Annotated in this window: 13 protein-coding genes, 1 tRNA gene and 1 riboswitch; of the genes, 9 read left to right on the forward strand and 5 right to left on the reverse strand. The window is 70.0% G+C overall.

Going from position 1 to position 16106, the window contains the following annotated elements; all coding sequences use genetic code 11:
* Positions 1-78 precede the first annotated feature (78 nt).
* From JSQ98_RS09725 to JSQ98_RS09760, 8 genes are all read left to right on the forward strand, one after another.
* Positions 79-936 (forward strand): exodeoxyribonuclease III, encoded by an 858-nt coding sequence (locus JSQ98_RS09725; protein ID WP_090152847.1) that lies wholly within the window; start codon positions 79-81, stop codon positions 934-936.
* A gap of 93 nt (positions 937-1029) precedes the next feature.
* Positions 1030-2037, forward strand: a complete 1008-nt coding sequence (gene trpS, locus JSQ98_RS09730; protein WP_090152850.1) for a tryptophan--tRNA ligase — start codon at positions 1030-1032, stop codon at positions 2035-2037.
* 32 nt (positions 2038-2069) lie between these two features.
* Positions 2070-4226: a bifunctional lysylphosphatidylglycerol flippase/synthetase MprF gene (locus tag JSQ98_RS09735; RefSeq protein WP_211649491.1), complete on the forward strand. Its 2157-nt coding sequence runs from the start codon at positions 2070-2072 to the stop codon at positions 4224-4226.
* A gap of 136 nt (positions 4227-4362) precedes the next feature.
* Positions 4363-4503: riboswitch (FMN riboswitch) on the forward strand.
* Positions 4504-4562: 59 nt separating this feature from the next.
* Positions 4563-5723 (forward strand): bifunctional diaminohydroxyphosphoribosylaminopyrimidine deaminase/5-amino-6-(5-phosphoribosylamino)uracil reductase RibD, encoded by a 1161-nt coding sequence (gene ribD / locus JSQ98_RS09740; RefSeq protein WP_211649492.1) that lies wholly within the window; start codon positions 4563-4565, stop codon positions 5721-5723.
* Complete coding sequence (locus tag JSQ98_RS09745; protein ID WP_211649493.1) at positions 5723-6388, forward strand: riboflavin synthase; 666 nt, start codon at positions 5723-5725, stop codon at positions 6386-6388. The genes ribD and JSQ98_RS09745 overlap by 1 nt, the downstream gene beginning before the upstream one ends.
* Positions 6385-7695: a GTP cyclohydrolase II gene (ribA, locus tag JSQ98_RS09750; RefSeq protein ID WP_090152864.1), complete on the forward strand. Its 1311-nt coding sequence runs from the start codon at positions 6385-6387 to the stop codon at positions 7693-7695. Before JSQ98_RS09745 ends, ribA begins: the two co-directional genes overlap by 4 nt.
* Positions 7696-7755: 60 nt before the next feature.
* Positions 7756-8244, forward strand: a complete 489-nt coding sequence (gene ribH, locus JSQ98_RS09755; protein ID WP_211649494.1) for a 6,7-dimethyl-8-ribityllumazine synthase — start codon at positions 7756-7758, stop codon at positions 8242-8244.
* 279 nt (positions 8245-8523) lie between these two features.
* Positions 8524-10395, forward strand: a complete 1872-nt coding sequence (locus tag JSQ98_RS09760) for an ABC transporter ATP-binding protein (protein WP_430413604.1) — start codon at positions 8524-8526, stop codon at positions 10393-10395.
* A gap of 21 nt (positions 10396-10416) precedes the next feature.
* Here the strand turns inward: JSQ98_RS09760 and JSQ98_RS09765 are convergent, their stop codons facing one another.
* The gene (locus JSQ98_RS09765; protein WP_211649498.1) at positions 10417-11544 is read right to left on the reverse strand and encodes an acyltransferase family protein; all 1128 of its coding nucleotides are present in this window, start codon (positions 11542-11544) and stop codon (positions 10417-10419) included.
* Between the two features lie 40 nt (positions 11545-11584).
* On the opposite strand from JSQ98_RS09765, the gene JSQ98_RS09770 reads away from it, so the two are divergent.
* Positions 11585-12193 (forward strand): SOS response-associated peptidase family protein, encoded by a 609-nt coding sequence (locus tag JSQ98_RS09770; RefSeq protein ID WP_211649500.1) that lies wholly within the window; start codon positions 11585-11587, stop codon positions 12191-12193.
* Positions 12194-12243: 50 nt separating this feature from the next.
* Here the strand turns inward: JSQ98_RS09770 and JSQ98_RS09775 are convergent.
* The 4 genes from JSQ98_RS09775 to JSQ98_RS09790 form a co-directional block, all read right to left on the reverse strand.
* Positions 12244-12315: transfer RNA gene (locus JSQ98_RS09775), tRNA-Thr, on the reverse strand.
* Between the two features lie 71 nt (positions 12316-12386).
* Positions 12387-13988 carry an alpha/beta hydrolase gene (locus JSQ98_RS09780; protein WP_211649501.1) on the reverse strand — a complete coding sequence of 534 codons (1602 nt, stop codon included), beginning with the start codon at positions 13986-13988 and terminating at the stop codon, positions 12387-12389.
* Positions 13985-15154 carry a DNA polymerase III subunit delta' gene (locus tag JSQ98_RS09785; protein WP_211649502.1) on the reverse strand — a complete coding sequence of 390 codons (1170 nt, stop codon included), beginning with the start codon at positions 15152-15154 and terminating at the stop codon, positions 13985-13987. The genes JSQ98_RS09780 and JSQ98_RS09785 overlap by 4 nt, the downstream gene beginning before the upstream one ends.
* 294 nt (positions 15155-15448) lie before the next feature.
* Positions 15449-16072, reverse strand: a complete 624-nt coding sequence (locus JSQ98_RS09790) for a YigZ family protein (RefSeq protein WP_211649503.1) — start codon at positions 16070-16072, stop codon at positions 15449-15451.
* Positions 16073-16106: the final 34 nt, after the last annotated feature.

Consider the following 16106-nt stretch of genomic DNA (forward strand, 5'->3'; position numbering starts at 1 on the left):
TCGGCGCCTCACGGCCCGGCCGGGTCGAATACCGGCGGCTCTCGATGCTGCCGCCGCTCCCGACGTAGACTGGCGGGTATGGCTGAAACCTTGCGCGTCGCATCCGTCAACGTCAACGGCATCCGGGCCGCATTCCGGAAGGGCATGGGCGAGTGGCTCGATGCCCGCGGTGTCGATGTGCTCGCGCTGCAAGAAGTGCGGGCGGACGATGCCCACCTGACAGAGCTCCTCGGCGACGAATGGCACTTCATCCACGACCCCTGCCAGATCAAGGGCCGCGCCGGAGTCGCGATCGCGAGCCGCGTGCCTGCGACCGCGCACCGCGTCGGACTCGGGGCGCTCGCCGCTCAGGAGCAGATCCAGTCGTCGGGTCGGTGGCTCGAGGCCGACTTCGATCTCGGCGGCACCCCCCTCACGGTGGTCAGCAACTACACGCACTCCGGCGAGGTGGAGACCCCGCGCCAGGAGGCGAAGTGGGCCTTCCTCGACGCGATGGGGCAGCGCATGCACGAACTCGCGGCAGAGCGCGAACTCGTCGCGATCGTGGGCGATTTCAATGTCGGGCACCGCGAACTCGACATCAAGAACTGGAAGGGCAACGTGAAGCGCGCCGGCTTCCTCCCCCGAGAGCGCGCCTACTTCGACCGCTTCTTCGGCGCTGCGGGCGAGCCCGTCGTCGGCGTCGACGGCACCGACGGCGTCGGCTACGGCTGGGTCGATGTGGGGCGCCGCTTCCACGGCGAGGTCGATGGGCCGTACACCTGGTGGTCGAACCGCGGGCAGGCGTTCGACAACGACACGGGCTGGCGCATCGACTACCAGGTCGTCACGCCGGCGCTCGCCGAGCGCGTCGAGTCGTACACGGTCGATCGCGCCGCGTCGTACGACGCGCGATGGTCGGATCACGCAGCAGTCGTCGTCGACTACCGCGTCTGACGCGCGGCGCGGGCACCTCCGGCCGATCCGGCCCTGGCACGCGCCTCTTCCATCCCCACCCACGCTTCGCAGCATCTCCCGCAAGGAACTCCTATGAGTGCACACTCCAAGCCCGTCCTCTTCTCCGGCATGCAGCCCTCGAGCGATTCGCTCCAGCTCGGCAACTACATCGGCGCGCTGAGCCAGTGGACCCAGATGCAGGAGGACTTCGACGCGTTCTTCTGCGTCGTGAACCTGCACGCCATCACGGTCCCCCAGGACCCGGCAGAGCTGATCGCCCGCACCCGACGCACCGCGGCCCAGTACATCGCCGCCGGCATCGACCCGGAGAAATCGACGCTGTTCGTGCAGTCGCAGGTCTCGGCGCACGCGGAGCTCGCCTGGGTGCTGAACACGGTGACCGGGTTCGGCGAGGCCAGCCGCATGACGCAGTTCAAGGACAAGTCGCAGAAGAACGGCGCCGACGCCGCCTCGGTCGGGTTGTTCACGTACCCCGTGCTGATGGCCGCCGACATCCTGCTCTACCAGGCCGAGAGCGTGCCCGTCGGTGAAGATCAGCGCCAGCACGTCGAGCTCACGCGCGATCTCGCGAACCGCTTCAACTCGCGATTCGGCGACACGTTCGTGGTTCCCGAGGCCCAGATCCCGAAGGGCACCGCGAAGATCTACGACCTGCAGGAGCCCACCGCCAAGATGTCGAAATCGGCGGAGTCGGAGGCGGGCCTCATCAAGGTGCTCGACCCCGCGAACGTCACGAAGAAGAAGATCATGCGAGCGGTGACCGACGCCGATGGCGAGATCCGTTTCGACCGCGAGGCGAAGCCGGGCGTCGCGAATCTGCTGACGATCTACTCGGTGCTGAGCGGCCGCCCGATCGCGTCACTCGAGCAGGAGTACGCAGGCCGCGGCTACGGCGACCTCAAGAAGGGCCTCGTCGAGGTCGTGGAGGAGAGCCTCGCGCCCGTGCGCACGCGCACCGAGGAGTTGCTCGCCGACCCGGCTGAGCTCGACCGGCTGCTCGGTCGCGCTGCGGAACGGGCCGATGAAGTGGCGAATCGCACCCTCGACCTCGTCTACGAACGCATCGGCCTCATTCGCTAGCCGCCTCGCAGTCCGCTCTTTAGACTGAGCCCATGACTGCCCCCGTGGTGCCGAAGAGCGCCGACGAGCCCGTTGCACGCACTCGATCACGCGTGGGGCACGTGCTTCGCAGGACGCCGTTCACCGCGTCGTTCATCGTGGCTCTCCTGGCCGTCGGGCTCGCCACCGGGACGCTCTGGAGACCGACCGCGGAGCAGAGCTGGTATTCGCAGGTCGCCACGGGCATCCCGTCGTTCGCCGACGGTCGCTGGTGGACGCTGCTGACATCTCCGTTCTTCGTCGATCACCCGCTCGTCTACCTGACGCTGCTCCCCCTCGTCGTGGGCGGGCTCGGCTGGGCGGAGTGGCGATTCGGGTCGTTGCGGACGGTGGCGATCGCACTCGGCGGCCACATCGTCGGAGTGCTCGGCGCGGCCGGGATCCTCCTCCTCGTCTCGTCGACCGGGTGGCACTGGGCCGTACGACTCACCGAATCCGTCGATGTCGGGCCGTCGTGCGCGGCGTTCACCGCCCTCGTGTTCGCCATCGCCACGCTCCCCGCCCCCTGGCGCCTGCGCGCGCGCATCGCGATCGGGCTGTGGGTGGGCATCTCCGTGCTCTACCTCGGCGAGCTCTACGATCTCGAGCACGCCGTCGCGATGACCGCCGGCCTCGCTGTGAGCGGATGGCTGCCGGCCTTCCGGCACCCCGCGGGACGCCCCACCCAGCGCGAGTGGCGCCTGATCGGGCTCTCCGGGCTGGTCGCCGTCGGCGTCATTCAGGTGTTCGATCTCATCGTCCCCTTCAACGGGCCGCTGGGCGAGAACCACCCGACGGCGTCGCTGATCGACGTGGCGATCGACGTGATCGTGATCGCGCTCGTCGCGAACGGCATTCGAAAGGGCTACCGGGTCGCCTGGATCGGCGCGCTCGTGCTCGGCGGGTTCAACCTGCTGACCGCGGCGCTCGGGTTCGCTCTGCTCCCCGCGCTCGTCGACACGGGAGCGCTGGATTCACCGCGGCAGGTCTTCGCGCTGCTGCTCGCTCCGGCGTTGCTCTGGGCCGCGATCCTCGTCTTCCTGGTCATCGGTCGAGGTGCGTTCCGCGTCAGATTGCGCCAGTCGCGACGCGTGCTGCCCGCAGCGGCGCTCACTCGCGACGAGCTCGTGCACCGGCTCGAGCGCTTCGGGGGAGGCACGATCTCCTGGATGTCGACGTGGGAGGCGAATCAGCGGATCGCGAGCGGCACCGGTGCGATCGCCTACCAGTCGCACGCGGAGGTCGCCATCATGCTCGGCGATCCGATCGTCCCGGAGGGCGGCCACGCCGACGCCCTGGAGCAGTTCGCGCACGCCACGCAGCAGGCCGGCCTCATACCGTGCGCGTTCTCGGCCGGCGGAGTCTCGGCCGCGGCGAAGCCCGATGGGTGGCGTTCGGTCATCGTCGCCGAGGACACGATCGTCGATCTGCCCGGGCTCGCGTTCACGGGCAAGGCCTGGGGCGCGGTGCGCACCGCCATCAACCGCGCCGGCCGCGAGGATATCTCGTTCCGCATGGTGCGTCTCGCTGAGCAGCCGTGGAACGTACTGGCGCAGGTGCGTGCGATCTCCGAGCAGTGGACCGGCGACAAGGGCCTACCCGAGATGCGCTTCACACTGGGCACGGTCGAAGAGGCGCTGGATCCGGCGGTCTACGTCGGCCTCGCCGTCGATGCGGGCGGCAACCTGCACGGGATCACCTCGTGGCTCCCGGTCTACGGGCCCGCGGCGGCGCGCGACGACGGCTCGGGCGAGACCGAGCCGCGCATCGTGGGCTGGACGCTCGACCTCATGCGACGCCGCGACGGCGGCTTCGGACCGGTCATGGAATTTCTCATCGCCTCGTCGGCACTGCATTTCTCGGAGGCGGGCTACGAGTTCGTCTCGCTTTCAGGGGCGCCGCTGGTGCGACCCGAGGACGCGCAGGCGGGGCCCGTCGATCAGGTGCTCGACCAGCTGGGCGAGCTCATCGAGCCGCTCTACGGGTTCAAGTCGCTGCACCGCTTCAAGCAGAAATTCAACCCGCGCTCCGAGCCGCTGTACCTGCTCTACCGCGACGAGGGCGATCTGCCCCGCATCGGCATCGCACTCACGCGCGCCTATCTGCCGGACGCGTCGATGCGCGACCTCGTCTCGTCCGCGGTCGGCATGTCGTCGCACGGCGCATCCTGATCGCGTCCCTCGACCCCGTCGCGAAACGCTGTTGAGAGCTGGCGCGGAACACTGCGGAGCGTTGCGGAGTGTTGCGCCCCGGGCGAAATATCCGCCATCGAGTGCGCGCTGGATCGCGCGGGCGACTACGATGAGGATCGTGTTCCGGGGTCGGTGTGATTCCGAACCGGCGGTGAGAGTCCGCGAGCGTCGCTCCAGCGATGTTGAACCGGTGGAACTCCGGTACCGACGGTGATGGACGCCTCGTGCGTTCGAGTCCGGATGAGAGGAACGCGTGAGTCACGGACGTCCGTGGACCCTTGCGCACCCGGCACTGAGTGAAACGGTGGACCGGGGATGCTCGAGCAGAGCCTCATCGAGGATGGGATGCGCCGCGGTTTCGCCATCGCACGGCGCGGGCCCTCCGACACCCCGAATCCCCAGGTCGGCTGCGTACTGCTCGACCGGGCTGGCCGCATCGTCGCCGAGGGCTGGCACTGCGGCGCCGGCACTCCGCACGCGGAGGTCGACGCGATCTCCCGGCTCCCCGGCGAGTGGCGCGATCGGGCAGGAGAACTCACCGCGGTCGTCACCCTCGAGCCCTGCAACCACACCGGTCGCACCGGCCCGTGCGCCGCAGCGCTGATCGCCGCTGGTGTCGGGGCCGTCGCGTACGCGCTCTCCGATCCGGGCCAGGAGTCGTCCGGCGGAGCTGACACGCTGCGCGCGGCAGGCGTCGAGGTGCACGGCGACGTGCTCGCTTCAGAGGCTCGCGAGTTGCTCCGCACGTGGCTCGCGAAGCAGGATCCCGCGGCCGCACCGCGTGCGGCGGCTCGACGTCCCCCCGCCGACGCCTCGGCGCGCCCGCAGGTCATCGTCAAGTGGGCGCAGACCCTCGACGGCCGCGCAGCCGCGAGCGACGGGTCGAGCCAGTGGATCACGGGAGCCGAGGCTCGCGCAGACGTGCATCGCCGACGCGCGGCAGCCGACGCGATCCTCATCGGCACCGGCACGCTCCTCGCCGACGATCCGGCGCTCACCGCCCGTGCCGCCTCGGGCGACCTGCTCGTACCCGCGGTCGAGCAGCCAATTCCGGTCGTGCTCGGGCGCCGTTCCATTCCGGACGGCGCCCGTGTTCGCGCCCACCCAGCGCTGGCAGCCAACGGCCTGACCGAGCCGCTGCACTACAGCGGCACCGATCTCGTCGCCGACCTCGCCTCGCTCGCCGCGCGGGGCGTGCGCAGCGTCTTCGTCGAGGGCGGACCCGCGGTGGCGAGCGCGCTCATCGCGGCGGGCCTCGCCGACGAGGTACTCGTGTACGTCGCTCCCGCGCTGCTCGGAGGCGGGCGGCTGGCGATCGGCGACCTCGGGATCCCGAGCATGTCGGGCATCCAGCGCCTCGCCGACGCCCGTCTGGAGCCCCTCGGCGACGACGTACTCGTGACCGCCGCGCTCCCCGCACTCCACTCCGCGCCCCTCATCCCCCGAGCTCCTGGCTCCGCCACGGAAGGATCCTGATGTTCACTGGACTCATCGAAGAAATCGGCGAGGTCGTCTCGGTCGAACCCGTCGACGATTCACTGCGACTCGTCATCGCCGGGCCGCTCGTCACGAGCGACGCCGCCCACGGGGCATCCATCGCAGTGTCGGGCGTATGCCTCACCGTGATCGATCGCGGCACCACGGAGGACGGCCGCGGCACCTTCACCGCCGACGTCATGGCCCAGTCGATCGCGATGTCGACCATCGGAGACCTCGCTGCCGGCGCCCGCGTCAATCTGGAGCGCGCGGTGCGCGTCGACACCCGCCTCGGCGGCCACATCGTCCAGGGGCACGTCGACGGTACCGCCACCCTCATCTCCGCGACGCCCCACGAGGCCTGGCGGGTGCTCCGGTTCTCGCTCGACCGAGCGCTCGCTCCCCTGCTCGTCGACAAGGGATCGGTCACGCTCTCCGGGGTATCCCTCACCGTCTCGGCGATCGCCCCCGAATCGGATCCGGAGCAGTGGTTCGAGGTCTCCCTCATCCCCGAGACGCTCACCGCGACGATCCTCGGGGACCTCGAACCCGGCAACCGCGTCAACGTCGAAACCGACATCCTCGCCCGTCACGTCGCCCGCATGCTGCGCCTCGGCGTCACCGATGCATCAGCCCATCCGAACACCGAAGGAACCCGCGCATGAGCACCACCGACCCCGCGGCCACCCCGCGCACCGCAGCCCCCCGCACCCCCGGGATCTCGACGATCGAATCGGCCATCGAGGCGATCCGCGCCGGCCGACCGGTGATCGTCGCCGACAACGAGGATCGCGAGAACGAAGGCGACATCATCATCTCGGCCGAGCTCGCGAGCTCCGAGTGGATCGCGTGGACGGTGCGCTGGTCGTCCGGCCTCCTCTGCGCCCCCATGACCAACGCGATCGCCGACGAGCTCGATCTGCCCATGATGGTCTCACGCAACGAGGACGTGCGGGGCACCGCGTACACGGTCACCGTCGACGCGGCCAACGGCGTCACCACCGGCATCAGCGCGAGCGACCGCGCCACCACGCTCCGCGCGCTCGCGAACCCCGAGGCGAAGCCGACCGACGTGCGCCGCCCCGGCCACGTGCTGCCGTTGCGAGCGGTCGACGGCGGGGTGCGCGCCCGCGACGGGCACACCGAAGCCGGCGTCGAGCTCATGCAGCTGGCGGGCCTGCGGCCGGTCGCGGCCATCGCCGAGATCGTCGCGGACGACGGCGAGATGATGCGCCTGCCGGAGCTCATCACCCTCGGCAACCGCGAGGGCGTGCCGGTCATCACGATCGAGCAGCTCATCGCGTACCTCAACGCCCACGATCCCGAGGGCGCTCCCGCGGTGCAGCAGCAACGCCGCGGCGTGAGCCTGCGCGCCGACACGCTGCTGCCGACCGAGCACGGCGAGTTCCGCGCGATGGCCTACCGCGACCGGCGAGCCGGCATCGACCACATCGCGCTCGTCGCGCCGCTGCCCGACGGCTCACTGCCCTCGGGCGAGACCCTCGTGCGCGTGCACTCCGAGTGCATCACCGGCGAGGCGTTCGGCTCCCTGAAGTGCGAGTGCGGCCCGCAGCTCGACGCCTCGCTCGACCGCGTGCACGAGACCGGCGGCGTGGTCGTCTACCTGCGGGGGCAGGAGGGTCGCGGCATCGGCCTGGCCAACAAGCTGCGCGCCTACCAGCTGCAGGAGCAGGGCGTCGACACGCTCGACGCCAACCTGCAGCTCGGGTTCCCCGCTGACGCCCGCGACTACACGGCTGCGGCGGAGATCCTCGCAGACCTCGGCATCGACCGGGTACGCCTCCTCACGAACAATCCCGAGAAGGTCTCGCAGCTCGAAGCGCACGGCATCGCCGTGACCGAGCGCGTGCCGCTGCTCGTCGGCGTCACGGAGGAGAACCTCGCGTACCTCGCGGTCAAGCGCGACCGCATGGGCCATCAGCTGCCCGAGAACGTGCGGGACGCCCAGTAGGCGGCGATCCAGCGCTCGATCACCAACCCCACCCACACACCCGATTCGAAGGAGCACATCATGAGCGGAGCCGGAGCCCCGGATCTCACCGTCGACGCCACCGGCCTGCGGGTCGCCATCATCGCCGGCAGCTGGCACGCCGAGATCATGGAGCACCTCGTCGCTGGCGCCCAGCATTCGATCTCGGTAGCCGGAGCGGAGCACGAAACCTTCACTGTGGCGGGCGGGTTCGAGCTGCCGCTCGCGGCCCAGGTCGCCCTGGCGCCTCGTGAGGCGGGGGGCGGCGGGTTCGACGCTGCCGTGTGCCTGGGCATCGTCATTCGCGGCGGCACCCCGCACTTCGAGTACATCAGCTCCGCGGTCACGGACGGCTTGACGCGCGTGCAGCTCGACGCGGGAAAGCCGATCGGGTTCGGCGTGCTGACCACCGACACGGAGCAGCAGGCGCTCGACCGTTCCGGCCGCCCGGGCGCTCCAGAGTCGAAGGGTCGCGAGGCCGCCGAGGCCGCACTGCACCTCGCGGTCGCCCTCCGCCGCATCTCGGCGTAGCCGCCTCACGTCCCCCTTCCCCTACCCACTCTCTGCGAGCGGGGTCACTCTTCGTGCGTGTCACCATCCCAACACGCACGAAGAGTGACCCGGCTCGCAAAAAAAAGGGGGAGGTTGGGGCCGCAAAGGGGGGGTCGCTCCGCGCTGCCGATCAGCGCGACGGCGTAGGCTGGGCGGGTGACCCGGCCAGCAGCATCAGCAGAACATTCCGCCGCAGACGACACCGCATCGGCCGGCAGCGCGACGACCACCGCCGCACCCCGCGGGCCGCGGGCCTCGTTGCGGGAGCTGCTCCCCTATCTCTTCGAGCAGCGCCGACTGCTCGTCGTCGCCCTGGTGCTCGGCCTCGTCGCCGCGGTCGCCTCGCTCGTGCAGCCGCCCCTGCTCGGGCAGATCATCACCCGCGTCCAAGAGGGCCTGCCCCTGGCCGGCCTGCTCGGCCTGCTCTCCGCGATCGTCGTGGTCGGTGCCGTGCTCAGCGGTCTGCAGCACTACGTACTGCAGCGCATGGGCGAGGGCGTGGTGCTCACGAGCCGGAAGCGCCTGATCGCCAAGATCCTCCATCTGCCGATCGCGCAGTTCGATCGCCGCCGCACCGGCGATCTCGTCTCACGCGTCGGCAGCGACACGACGCTGCTGCGCGCGGTGCTGACGCAGGGCCTCGTCGAGGCGGCCAGCGGCATCCTCATCTTCGTCGGCGCTCTCGTCGGCATGCTCGTGATCGACCCGGCGCTGTTCGGGATCACCTTCAGCGTGATCGTCGTCGCGCTCGTGGTGGTCGTCGCGGTCTCCTCCCGGATCCGGCCGGCGGTCGCTCGCGCGCAGGAGAAGGTCGGCGACCTCGCCGCGCAGGTCGACCGGTCCATCTCGTCGATCCGCACCATCAGGGCGGCGGGGGCCGCCGAACGCGAGCAGGCCGCGACGGAGCGCGACGCGACCGAGGCGTATCTGCTCGGCATCAAGGTCGCTCGCATCTCGGCTTTCATCGTGCCCGTGTCGTTCCTCGCGCTGCAGCTCTCGTTCCTGATCGTGCTCGGGCTCGGCGGGTTCCGGGTCGCCACGGGAGCGATCACCATCGCCCAGCTCGTCACGTTCATCATCTTCCTGTTCTTGATGGTGACGCCGCTCGCCCAAGCGTTCGGGGCGATCTCGGCCGTCAACCAGGCACTCGGAGCGCTCGGCCGCATCCAGGAGATCGCGAGCCTGGAGACCGAGGCGGAGCGCGACGTCGCCCGTTCCCCGCTCGGCCGTCTCGTGCCGCTCGCCGAGGTCCGCGACGACGACGCGCCCGCGATCGAGCTCGCCGATGTGCGCTTCACCTACCGTTCGGCCGCACCTGAGCGCGCCGACGCGCGCGAGCTCGTGCGCGGAGGCCGAGGTGCGCGCCGCGACGCTGAGGCCGCTCCCGCTGCACTCATCGAGACCGAGGTGCTGCGGGGGGTGAGCTTCACGGTGCCCCGCGGATCGCGGGTCGCTCTCGTCGGCCCCTCCGGTGCCGGCAAATCGACGATCCTCGGGTTGATCGAGCGCTTCTACGACCCCGAAGCGGGAACCGTCGCACTGCACGGCGCCGATGTGCGCACGCTCGATCGGGGCGAGCTGCGCCGCCAGATGGGGTACGTCGAACAGGATGCGCCCGTGCTCGCGGGAACGCTGCGCGAGAACCTGCTTCTGGCTGCACCCGAGGCGAGCGACGCTGCTTGTGAGCGCGTGCTGCGCGCCGTCAACCTGGGCGGCCTGCTCGAGCGCGGAGGCGCGTGGAAGACGGGGGATGCGAATGCTGCCCTCGCCACTGCGCTCGACATGCCCGTCGGCGAGAACGGCGTGATGCTCTCGGGCGGCGAGAAGCAGCGACTCGCGATCGCGCGCGCCCTGCTCACGGCTCCGCCGATCCTGCTGCTCGACGAGTCGACCGCCAGCCTCGACGGTGTGAACGAGCGCCTCATGCGGGAGGCGCTCGACGCGGTCTCGACGGGGCGCACCCTCGTCGTGATCGCGCATCGACTGTCGACGGTCGTCGACTCGGACAAGATCGTGGTGCTCGACGAGGGACGCGTCATCGGCGAGGGCACGCACGAACAGCTCATCGCGAGCACCCCGCTGTATCGCGAGCTCGCGCAGCATCAGCTGCTCGTGCCCGAAGATCGCTGAGCGACGCCTGCAGCTGCGGCGTCAGGGACCGCCGCGATCAGCGTCTTGTCGCGCGCTCCCGAACAGCCAGTCAACATTCGGCGTCAGTATCCAGCGGAAGGCGCGTTCGACGGGCGCGAGAGCGAGCACCGCCGCGAGCGAAACGGCTCCGGCGATCAGGATCACGACGCCGGACGCGCCGAGGCCGCCGATCGTATCGATCACCCCGGTCTGGCGCAGCGCCCAGACGATGGGGCCGTGCAGGAGGTAGACGGAGAGGGTGCGCGCGCCCCAGTCGGTGATGACGAGCCGGCGACGCGGGGTCACCCCGAGGACCGCGAACGTCATCGCTGCCGCGATCACGAACAGCGCCGCGGTGACGGCGACTCCCCCCAGTGAGGTTTCGAGCCAGTGGTGCGGCGCCCAATCACCGATCGGCGCTTCGGAGAAGCGCGCGCCGTAGCCGTCGCGCCAGGTCAGCCAATCATCGACGCGCCACCACGACCGCAGGCCGGGCACTGCGATGAGGATCGCGGCGACGAGCGCCAGGATGCCCCACGACACGGTGCGCACCCACCGGTGGGGCAGCGCAAACCACTGGCCGTTCAGCCATCCCCGGTTTCTCGCGAGCCAGCCGAGGACGAAGAACGGGAGGAACGTGAGCGTGCGGGCCGCAGAGAATTCGGTGCCGATCACCGGGATCACACCGCCGACGAGCGCGATCGCGACCGACACGACCAGCGGGCGACGCAGCTGGGCGAGGTACGGCAGCATGATCCGCATCGTGACGATGCTGACGAGGTACCAGAGCGTCCACGACGGCGAGATCAGGAACGATTCGGCTGGTGTCTCCTCGACGACGGCGAATCCGATCACCGCCCAGATCCCTTCCCAGAGCACCCAGACCACGATGAGCTGCACCGTCGCGCGGATCGTCTTCGACGAGGCGTTCGCGCGAGAGAAGTAGCCGCTCAGCAGGATCAACGCCGGCATGTGGAACAGGTAGAGGTAGGTGTAGACGCCGTAGGCGAGGGCCGTATCGTGACGAACGGTGGAGATCGTATGGCCGACGACGACGAGCGCGATGAGCGCGAAGCGGGCGTTGTCCCAGAAGGCGACGCGGGGCGCCCCCGCCTGTCGGGCCACCGATGCCGTCGTCGGAGAACTCATTTCTGTAGCCTAGCGACGCCGCCCGGCGTATTCTGACCGCATGTGCGCTTCTTACGGCCTCGGCGGCTCGCTCCCACTCGATCTCGAGCCGCTCAGCGAACCGGGCAGTGCAGCGCTCATCGATGCGTGGCTGGAGCAGCGGTCGGGCAACGCGAAGATCACGGGCAAGAACGCGCGCAACCTGAATCCGGTGATCACCGCCGATGCGTCGGGCGAGCGCCACGTGCAGCTCGCCTGGTGGTGGCTCTGGCTCGATGCGAGCGGTCCGGTGAAGTTCTCGGCGTTCAACTCTCGCGACGATCGGCTGCTGCGTTCGTGGAAGCGCCCGTTTCAGCACCGTGCGATACTGCCGGCGACCTGGTACGTCGAGAAACAGGGGCGCTTCCGTCTTCCGAGTGACGAGGCGTTCGGGATCGCCGCACTCACGTCGACGGTCACGCTCGAAGACGGCTCGGAGCTCATCAGCTATTCGATGGTGACGCGGGACGCCGTGGGTGAGGCCGCGGAGGTCTGGCCGCGCATGCCGCTCGTGCTGCCCCGCGAGATGCACGACGAGTGGCTGGATCCTGAGCGCCCGGGAGATGCGGCACTCGTCTCAGAGGTGCAGCACGCTTCGGACGAGATCTCGCGCGAGCTGACGAGGCGATGAAGCGCCGGCGACCCACGCAGAAGGCCCCCGCCGAGGCGGGGGCCGATGAGAGCCGACTTCGGGATTTGAACCCGAGACCTGTTCTTTACGAGGGAACTGCTCTACCCCTGAGCTAAGTCGGCGGAGTGCGAGAACGCTCTCGCACACGAGAGATCACTTTAGCACGTTCTGGCACCCGGTTCGCACACGTCGTTCACGAGCACTGCGGGTCGGAGGTCGGCACCGCCCCGGTGAGGAGGTACTCGTCGATCACGCCGTTGATGCAGGCGCTCTCGCCGTAGGCGGTGTGCCCCTCGCCGTTGTAGGTCACGAGCACGCCGCTCTCGAGCTGCTCCGCGAGCGACTCGGCCCAGCGATACGGCGTTGCGGGGTCCCCGGTGGTTCCGACGACGAGAATCGGATCGGCGCCGGCGCCCGTGACGGGCCCGCGCTCCGCCGCCGGCTGCTCGGGCCACGCAGCGCAGGCGAGGTCGCCGTAGCCTTGGAACCGTCCGATCGTCGGCGCGATCTCGGCGAGCTCGGCGGCGTCGGCGCGCATCTGATCGCGGTCGACGTCTCCGGCCGGGTAGTCGAGGCAGTTGATCGCAGTGAAGGCCTCGGTGGAGTTGCTCCGATACGTCCCGTTCTCCCGGTCGTAGTAGAAGTCTGCGAGCGTGAGCCCGATGTCTGGATCCCCCTGCGCCACCGACGAGAAGAGCTCGTCGAGGTAGCCCCAGTTGCTCTGCGCGTAGAGCGGAGTGATGATCGCGGTGAGCATCGTCGATGCCGTGAAGGAGCGGCCGTCAGACCCGGTCAGGGGTTTCGCGTCCACCTGGTCGAGCAGTGCGCTGATCTGCGCCATGCCCACGTCGACGGGTCCGTTCAAGGGGCAGTCCTGCCGCGAGATGCAATCGGCAACGTAGGTGCGCAGCGCCGTCTCGAAGCCGCGTGTCTGCTCGCGCACGACGTCGGAGAGGCTGGCCGCGGGGTCGATCGCACCGTCGAGTACCAGGCGGCCCGCACGCTCGGGATAGGCGTCCGCGTAGCGCGCACCGATGTAGGTGCCGTAGGAGTACCCCAGGTAGTTGAGCTTCGGATCGCCGACGATCGCGCGCAGCATGTCGAGGTCTTGCACGGTCTCCGCCGTGCTCACGTGCGCCAGCAGGTCTCCGGTCTCTTGGAGGCAGGCATCCCCGAAGGCCTGCTCGTGCGCGAGCGCCGCCTCCATCCATGCGTCGCTGCCGACGTCGAGGTCGGCCTCGGCTGGGTCGACGCCGAAGAGGTACTCGTCCATTCCGGCGTCGTCGAGACAGGTCACCGGCGACGAGGCCCCCACCCCTCGCGGGTCCCACGCCACGACGTCGTAGGCCTCTTGCACGTCGGGCTGCACGGCGCCGTCGGCGCCGCCCGAGAGGTAGTCGACGCCCGAGGCGCCGGGGCCGCCGGGGTTCACGAAGAGCGTGCCGGCGGTTTCACCCCCGAGCGCCTCCTGTTTCACGAGCCGGAGCACAATGGTCTCCCCCGACGGCTGATTCCAATCGAGCGGGGCGTGCACGACGGCGCATTCGAGGCCGTCCTCGCACCCGACCCATTCGGGTTGCTGCGCGCCGAAGCCGGCCACGGTGCCGTCGGGGAGGGCGGGGAGCTCGGGCTCCGGTGCCGTCGCCTGCTGCAGGAGTGCGGCGATCGGTGCGCAGCCGGTGACGGTGAGGGCCGCGACGGTGGCGAGTGCGGCGAATCCGAGGACGCGACGGGCGCGGGTCGAGCGCGAGTCGCGCCCACGATCATTCGCGGAGCGACGCAACGGGCGGTTCATCGAAGCGCTCCGTTCTCCGATGCCCCGAGCACGAGCATGTCGGCGGTGCTCTGAGTGGCGAAGAGGGCTTCGAGCACCAACCCGGGCGTGATGCCGCGCCCGAGGCGCTCCCGAGCGACCTCCACTGCGGCGACGACGGCGAGCGCGCGCTCCGCGCCCCATCGGTCGGCGAGTTCGGCGATCGCCGGCTCGCGTTCGAGGTTGATCAGCTCCGGTGATGCGCGCAGTGCGGTGAGCAGCACGTCTCTGAAGAGCGAGAGCAGATCGGTGAGGATCCGATCGATGCCGTCACGCAGGCTTCGCGTCGCGCGGCGCTTCTGGTCCTCTTCGAGCACGCGGATCTGGCTGCGCATCTGCGGGGGGATCGCCGCCCCTGCGGGGAGGCCGAGGCTGCGCAACGCGTCTTCGCGCTCGCGCTGGTCCAGGGTCTCGGTGAGCGCGGCAGCGTCGGCCTCTGCGATCTTCACGAGCGTCGCCGCGGCGCGCATGCCGTCCCCCAGCGTCTGAACGCTGAGGGCGACGTCGATCGTGCGCTCTCGGCGCGCCAGCGCGTCCGCGTCGCTCGCGAGTCGTCGGGCCATGCCGATGTGGCTCTGCGCGAGCCGCGCCGCCCGTTCCGCGACTCGGGCATCGATGCCATCGCGCTCGTGCAGCAGTCGCGCGATGTCGGCGGCGCCAGGCGTCACGAGGCGCAGCGATCGGGCGCGGGAGCGAATCGTGGGGAGCAGGTCGGCTTCGCTCGGCGCGCAGAGAATCCAGACGGTGCGCTCGGGCGGCTCCTCGAGCGCCTTCAGCAGCACATTGGATGTGCGCTCCGGCATCCGGTCCGCGTCTTCGATCACGATGACCCGGTATCGGCCTGCAGCCGGGGAGTAGTGGGCCGTCGTGACGATATCGCGTGCGGCCTTGATGTCGATGAGGAGCTTCTGCGTCGTGAGGACGCCGAGATCGGGGTGCGTGCGGGCGCGCACCTGGGCGAAGACCGCGTCGCGATCCTGCCCGCGCGCGATCAGGGCCGCGGCGAAGCGGAACGCGAGATTCGAGCGACCGGAACCCGGGGGACCCGTGATGAGCCACGCGTGCGACGGCGTCGTATCGAGGGCTGCGGCGGCGTCAAGGGTGCGCACCGCCTCCGGTTGACCCACGATCTCCGCCCAGTACTCCACCCCGGAATCGTATCGCGCCCCGCCGACACCGCGATGGGTGACCTCCCCTCGGCGATGCGAATCGCTCGACCCGTCCCGCACCCGCACCGCCCTCGTCCCGGCCGAGGGTGAAACCGCGGGTGAATAGTGCGTCGGGCCCTCCCGAAGACCGCACCCCGGGCATATGCTCTTCAGTGGTTGAAGATTCGTTCCCCCGAGTTCAGACCACGCTCCCGAGCCGTGTTTCCCCATATGGCACGGGAGACACGCCCCCGAACCTGTCCCCCAGGATTTCGGGGGCTTTTTCGTGCCCGCTCAGCGGAGATCGACGTACTCGGCGGTTCCCGCTTCCACTGCAGCCGCTCCCGCGCTGAGTTCCGCGGCGAGCGATGCCAGCACGGCGACCTCCTCCTCGGCGACGGAGATTCGCTGCAGCACCCGATCCGTGTACTCCGCTGCTCCCACCGCCCATCCCCGGCGACGCGCCTCGGCCTCGATCTGCGGCGCAATGTCGTACGCGCAGCTCACGGTGACGGATCGCCGCATCGCCCGTCGTTGCCGGCCCGCCCGCTGCGTCGCGATCGCGACACTCGACCGGTAGGCGCGCGTCAGCCCTCCGGCGCCGAGCAGCACGCCGCCGAAGTACCGCGTGACCACGGCCACCACGTCGCTGAGCCCGGCCGATACCAGGGCGTCGAGCATCGGGGCTCCAGCTGTGCCGCTCGGCTCGCCGTCATCGTTCGAGCGCTGCACCCGCCCGTCCGGCCCGAGCACGAACGCGGAGCAGTGGTGCCGTGCGCGCGGGTGCTCTGCGCGCACGCGGGCGATCACCGCGCGCGCCGCGTGCTCGTCCTCCACGCGCTCGAGCCGAACGAGAAATCGTGAGCGGGAGATCTCCTGCTCGGCGTCCACCGGGGCCGCGATCGTCTCGTATTCCATCGCCCTCGCTCCGACCAGGGGCCTCGCTCCCGCC

This window comes from Leucobacter manosquensis (assembly GCF_018304845.1).
Classification (GTDB): domain Bacteria; phylum Actinomycetota; class Actinomycetes; order Actinomycetales; family Microbacteriaceae; genus Leucobacter; species Leucobacter alluvii.